The organism is Oribacterium sinus (assembly GCF_963537195.1).
GTDB lineage: Bacteria > Bacillota > Clostridia > Lachnospirales > Lachnospiraceae > Oribacterium > Oribacterium sinus_A.
On the sequence record NZ_CAUTEG010000129.1, the window covers coordinates 1 to 5,548 of the forward strand.

The 5,548-nt window shown below is 44.5% G+C and carries 5 protein-coding genes and 1 pseudogene; all 6 read left to right on the forward strand.

Going from position 1 to position 5,548, the window contains the following annotated elements; genetic code table 11:
• A pseudogene (locus RYL27_RS10585) lies at window positions 1-438 on the forward strand (glutamine--tRNA ligase); the annotation flags it as partial.
• Between the two features lie 11 nt (window positions 439-449).
• Entirely contained in the window at window positions 450-944 is a 495-nt protein-coding gene (locus tag RYL27_RS10590; protein ID WP_314345909.1) for a hypothetical protein, read from the forward strand.
• A 1-nt stretch (window position 945) separates the two neighbouring features.
• Complete coding sequence (locus tag RYL27_RS10595) at window positions 946-1,425, forward strand: S-ribosylhomocysteine lyase (protein WP_308579891.1); 480 nt, start codon at window positions 946-948, stop codon at window positions 1,423-1,425.
• 26 nt (window positions 1,426-1,451) lie between these two features.
• The gene (locus RYL27_RS10600) at window positions 1,452-2,645 is read left to right on the forward strand and encodes an LL-diaminopimelate aminotransferase (protein WP_314967118.1); all 1,194 of its coding nucleotides are present in this window, start codon (window positions 1,452-1,454) and stop codon (window positions 2,643-2,645) included.
• 283 nt (window positions 2,646-2,928) lie between these two features.
• Complete coding sequence (cooS, locus tag RYL27_RS10605) at window positions 2,929-5,265, forward strand: anaerobic carbon-monoxide dehydrogenase catalytic subunit (protein ID WP_314346189.1); 2,337 nt, start codon at window positions 2,929-2,931, stop codon at window positions 5,263-5,265.
• A gap of 35 nt (window positions 5,266-5,300) precedes the next feature.
• The coding region (locus RYL27_RS10610; protein ID WP_314967120.1) for a hypothetical protein at window positions 5,301-5,548 on the forward strand (248 nt) is incomplete at its 3' end.

The following is a 5,548-nucleotide window of genomic DNA, read 5'->3' on the forward strand; positions in this document are numbered from 1 at the left end:
AATGAAATTCGTCTGATGGGAGCTTATTTTATCAGGGCGGTATCCTATGAGACGGATGAAGAGGGCAATGTGACTGTAGTGCATTGCACCTATGATCCGGCTACCAAGTCCGGCTCGGGCTTTACCGAGCGTAAAGCCAAGGGAACCATTCACTGGGTGGATGCGAAGACTGCATTTTCCGCAGAGGTTCGCTTATATGAGCAGCTGATTGACGAGGAGAAGGGTAAGTTAAATGAAGACGGAAGTCTCAACTTTAACCCTAACTCCTTAACCGTGAAGCAGTGCTTCTTAGAGCCTGCACTGGCGAAGGCAGAGCCTTTAGAGAGCTTCCAGTTTGTTCGTAACGGATATTTTTGTGTGGATTGCAAGGATTCTACGGAGGACAAGCCCGTATTTAACCGTATTGTTTCCTTAAAGTCCAGTTTCCAAGTGAAGTAAGGAGGGATACTATGGCAAAGAAGTTTGGATCATTTGTATTTTTTGCAGCTTTAACAGGAGCTGTAGCCGGAGTGATTTCTTATTTGTACAAATACCAGAAGTTTTCCGAGGAAGTAGATAAGGACTTTACGGACGTGGTGGATTCCGCCCAGGAGGTGAAGGCATCTGCCCAGAGATCCTATACCGTTCTCAAAAATTCCGTTACCAAGGAGGACTTAAAGGAAGCGGCTAAGGATTTGGGCTATGCGGCCAAGAATCTCGCCATCGATACGAAGAACTTAGCGGTGGATGCGGGAAAAGATGCTTACAGAGTGGTAAGAAATGCTTGGGACAAGAAGGAGAAATTATCCTTTTCCTCCGATGAGAAGGCGGTAGAGGATGAGGATGTGGATGTAGAGTTTTACTATGAACCCGAGAACGGCCGGGAGGCTACTGATCAGGAAGGGCATCAGAAGCATTATGAAGATGATGAGCATCAGGGGCTGCTTGTAAAGGAAGAAGTGTAAAATGGAAAAGATTACAAGTTTTACCATTGACCATATTCATTTACGTCCCGGAGTGTATGTTTCCAGAAAGGATTCTGTGGGGGTAGAGGTGGTGACAACCTTTGACCTTCGTTTTACCCATCCCAATGTGGAGCCTGCCATGGAAAATGCCGCAATGCATGCCATTGAACATCTGGCGGCCACCTACCTTCGGAATGAGGAGAGCTGGAAGGAAAAGGTGCTGTACTTCGGTCCTATGGGCTGTAGAACCGGTTTCTACCTTCTGCTAAAGGGAGACTTGGAAAGTGCCGAGATTATTCCTCTCTTAAAGAATTGCTTTAGCTTTATTCGGGATTTTAGCGGTGAGATACCCGGGGCGACGGAGAGGGATTGCGGAAATTTCCGGGATATGAACCTGCCTGTAGCCAAGTGGTGGAGCAGAAAGTATTTAGAGGAAGTTTTAGAGAATATTTCCTATGACAATACCCATTACCCGGAATAGGGAGTGGGGAAAAGTAAAGGAGTAGTATGGGAGCAAATGTAAATCATCATTATCAAGAGGTAAAGGAAAGCTATCTTTTTGCAGAAATTGCAAAGAGAATCAGAACCTGGCAGGAAAATAATCCGGAGATTAAGGACAAGTTGATTCGTATGGGTATCGGAGACGTGACACTGCCTCTTCCCAAGACTGTGGTGGATGCTCTTTCTTCCGCATCCATGGAGATGGGTAAAAGCGAGAGCTTTCACGGCTATGGTCCGGAGCAGGGTTATGATTTCCTTAGAGAAAAAATCTTAAACTACTATAAGAAATTTTCCGTGGATTTGGAATTGGAGGAAATCTTCATTTCCGACGGTGCAAAGTCTGATTTAGGAAATATCTTAGATCTTTTTGCCCCCGGGTCTGTGGCATTGGTTCCGGATCCTGTGTATCCGGTGTATGTGGATACCAATATTATGGTAGGAAATAAGGTGATTTTTGCCCATTCCGGAGAAGAAAACGGATTCCTTCCCATGCCGCCCAAGGGAGAAAAGGTAGACTTGATTTATCTTTGTTCTCCGAACAATCCTACCGGTGCGGTGTATGACCAAGAAGGCCTGAAGTCCTGGGTCAACTATGCAAAGGAAAATGACGCGGTTATTTTCTTTGATGCAGCTTATGAGTGTTTTGTAGAAGGAAATCTTCCCCACTCCATTTATGAGATTCCCGGGGCGAAGGAATGTGCCATTGAGTTTTGCTCCTTCTCCAAGAAGGCAGGCTTTACCGGAACAAGATGCGGATATACCGTTGTACCTAAGGCTTTGATTCGTGGAGGTCAGTCTCTCCAAAAGATGTGGTTAAGAAGACAGACCACTAAGTTTAATGGGGTTTCCTATATTGTGCAAAGAGGCGCCGAGGCTGTATTTACAGAGGCCGGAGAGAAGGAGATTCAGGGAAATATCTCTTATTATAAGGAAAATGCCAAGATTATTATGGAAACCTTGGATGCTCTTTCCATTTATTATACCGGCGGAAAGAATTCTCCTTATATCTGGCTTAAGTGCCCTAAGGGAATGAGCTCTTGGGAGTTCTTTGACTTCCTCTTGGAAAAAGGACAGGTTGTAGGAACACCGGGAGCAGGCTTTGGTGATGCGGGAGAAGGCTTCTTCCGTTTGACAGCCTTTTCCACCAAGGAAAAGACTAAGGAAGCAATGGAAAGAATAAAGAAATTATTGGAAGCATAAATTTTTATAGAATTTTAGAATTAAAGAAAGAGTTGTAAGAAATCATATAAGGATTCTATGCAACTCTTTTTTTGTTTTCTATAACAGGCTATAAAAAAATTCAATGGGTATAGTTCATTTTATTTTTATAATTTTATTGACAAGAAAATCAGGAAACAGTATATTCTAAAAATCCAATAAACATATAAACATATAGAAATGATATGTTTATAAATGCGGATTATATAGAGACGAGATAAGCTGTAAATCACCTTATTTTAGGTAAGAGCAGGAAAGGGGTACTATGGGTCAGGAGAAGAAGGAATTTAAAGAACAGGAAAATCACGGCCATGCGCATGGTCAGGGACATAATCATGAGCACAGCCATGAACAAAAGCATGAGCCGGAAGAGAGCCAAGGGCACAGTCATGAGCATAATCACACTCATACCCATGAACACAGCCATGAACATAATCATGAGCATAGCCATGAGCACAGCCATGAGCATGGTCAAGGGAAGCCTTTGGCTCACATCCATAGCCATAGAAACCTTATAGGCTTCGATGAACATGGTATTCCCACCATTACCTTAAAGTCCGATCATGAGGAGGATGGGGACGATAAAGCCTTTATCCGAGATTATATGAATGCGGTTTCCGCCTATCGAAAGACCTTCCCCTCAAAGCAGGATGTGTTGGAGCAAACACCGGATCCTGCCGTACGGGAATTAATCTTACGACAGGAGCAGCTTGGCTTTGATACCACCTTTGATCGTTTTGATCAACAGCAGCCCCAGTGTAGCTTCGGTATGGCCGGCATTTGCTGTAAAATCTGTAATATGGGTCCCTGTAAGGTCACTCCGAAAAGTCCAAAGGGAGTGTGCGGAGCGGATGCGGATTTGATTGTAGCCAGAAATCTTCTTCGCTCTGCGGCGGCAGGTGTGGCTCAGCACGGAATGCATGGTCGTGAAGTTATCTTATCCTTAAAGTGGGCAGCAGAGGGAAAGCTGGATCTTCCGATTTTAGGACAGCAAAAGATTCGGGATGTGGCAAAGGCTTTCGGCATCAAGACCAGTAGAAGAAACATTAAGAAAATTGCCTCTGAGCTTGCAGATGTTTTGCTGGAGGATATGAGCCGCACGGTTCCAAAGGACTATGAGGTTATCAAGGCCATGGCGCCTAAGGAAAGGCAGGAGCTGTGGGAGAAGCTGGATATTCTGCCCATCAGTGCCTATCATGAAGTCTTTGAAGCATATCATAAAACCGGCGTAGGTACAGATGGAGATTGGAAGAGTGTAATGCAACAATTTCTTCGTTGCGGTTTGGCCTTCACCTTCTCCGGTGTGGTGAGCACTTCCATTGCTACCGACGGACTTTTCGGTGTGGGAGATCGGGTGACCTCCAAGGTAAATATCGGAGCCTTGAAGAAGGGCTATGTAAATATTGCGGTGCACGGCCATCTTCCGACACTGGTCAGCGAAATCGTTAAAGTCGGACAGGAAGAGCATTTTGTGGAGCTGGCAAAGAAGGCCGGCGCCAAGGGTATTCGCTTCTATGGAATCTGCTGTTCCGGACTTTCCGCGATGTATCGTTACAGCAACGTTATTCCTTTGTCTAATGCGGTTTCTGCGGAATTGGTACTGGGTACCGGTGCCTTGGATTTATGGATTGCGGATGTACAGGATGTGTTCCCTGCCATCATGGAGGTGGCAAATTGCTTTAAGACCACTGTAATTACTACCAGTGATTCTGCAAGACTCCCCGGAGCGGAACGCTATGAATATGATCACCATCATTCCAATATTGGAGAAACCAGAGCACTGGCAGAGAAGATCGTCCTTAGAGGAATCAAGAGTTTCCAGGATAGACAGGGAATTCCGGTATACATTCCTCCCTATGAAGTGGAGGCGGAGGTGGGATTCTCCGTTGAATACGTGCATAAACGCTTCGGATCCATGGAGCCTATGGCGAAAGCCTTAAAGGAAGGAAAGATTCTGGGCATCGTGAATATGGTGGGATGTAATAATCCTAAGGTGCTATACGAAAAATGTATTATTGACGTAGCCGATGCCTTACTCCGGAATAATATTTTGATTTTGACCAATGGATGTGCTTCCTTCCCTCTGATGAAAATGGGCTATTGTAATATTTCCGGTCAAAGACATTGCGGAGAGAATCTAAAGGAATTTTTGGGCGCAGATTTACCACCGGTATGGCATGTGGGTGAGTGTATTGATAATACCCGTTCAACAGGTATTTTTGCAGGCATTGCCGGGGTGGAAGGAAAGAAGATTCAGGAGATGCCCTATGCCTTTACCTCTCCGGAGTGGAGTAATGAAAAGGGAATCGATGCAGCCTTAGGCTTCAGACTTATGGGAGTAAATTCTTACCACTGTGTAGAAGCCCAGATTCACGGCTCGAAAAATGTCATTGAATTCTTAAAGGAAGGTACCAGAGAGACTCTCGGTTCCGTGATGTATGTGGATACGGATCCGGATAAGCTGGGAGAAAAGATTGTTGCGGATATTATAGAAAAGAGAAAGGTTTTAGGCTGGACTGTTCCTAAGGAAATTGTGCATAAAGAATTAACCGGTGAAGAGTTATTGGCTCAAATTCCTGTAAAAGTGAAAAAGGCGGAATAAAGGCTTAGAGAGAGAAATAAGAAAGGAGATAAGCTATGGCTTGTGTTGCAGTACCTATTGTAGAGGGCATTTTGGTAAAAACGGCTGAATGGATTCTTGTTCAAAAGGAAAGAAAAGAAGAGGCAAGAATAAAAGCTATTAAAGGAGAAGTTGACGGGAAAATTTTGATGAATGACGAAGAGGGCTATTCATCAGGGCTGAAAATTGGAAATTTTCCGGAAGGAGAGAAGAATTTATCCCTAAAGCCTTCCGGAGCAAGATCTGGGCTAAGTCTTCGAAAGAA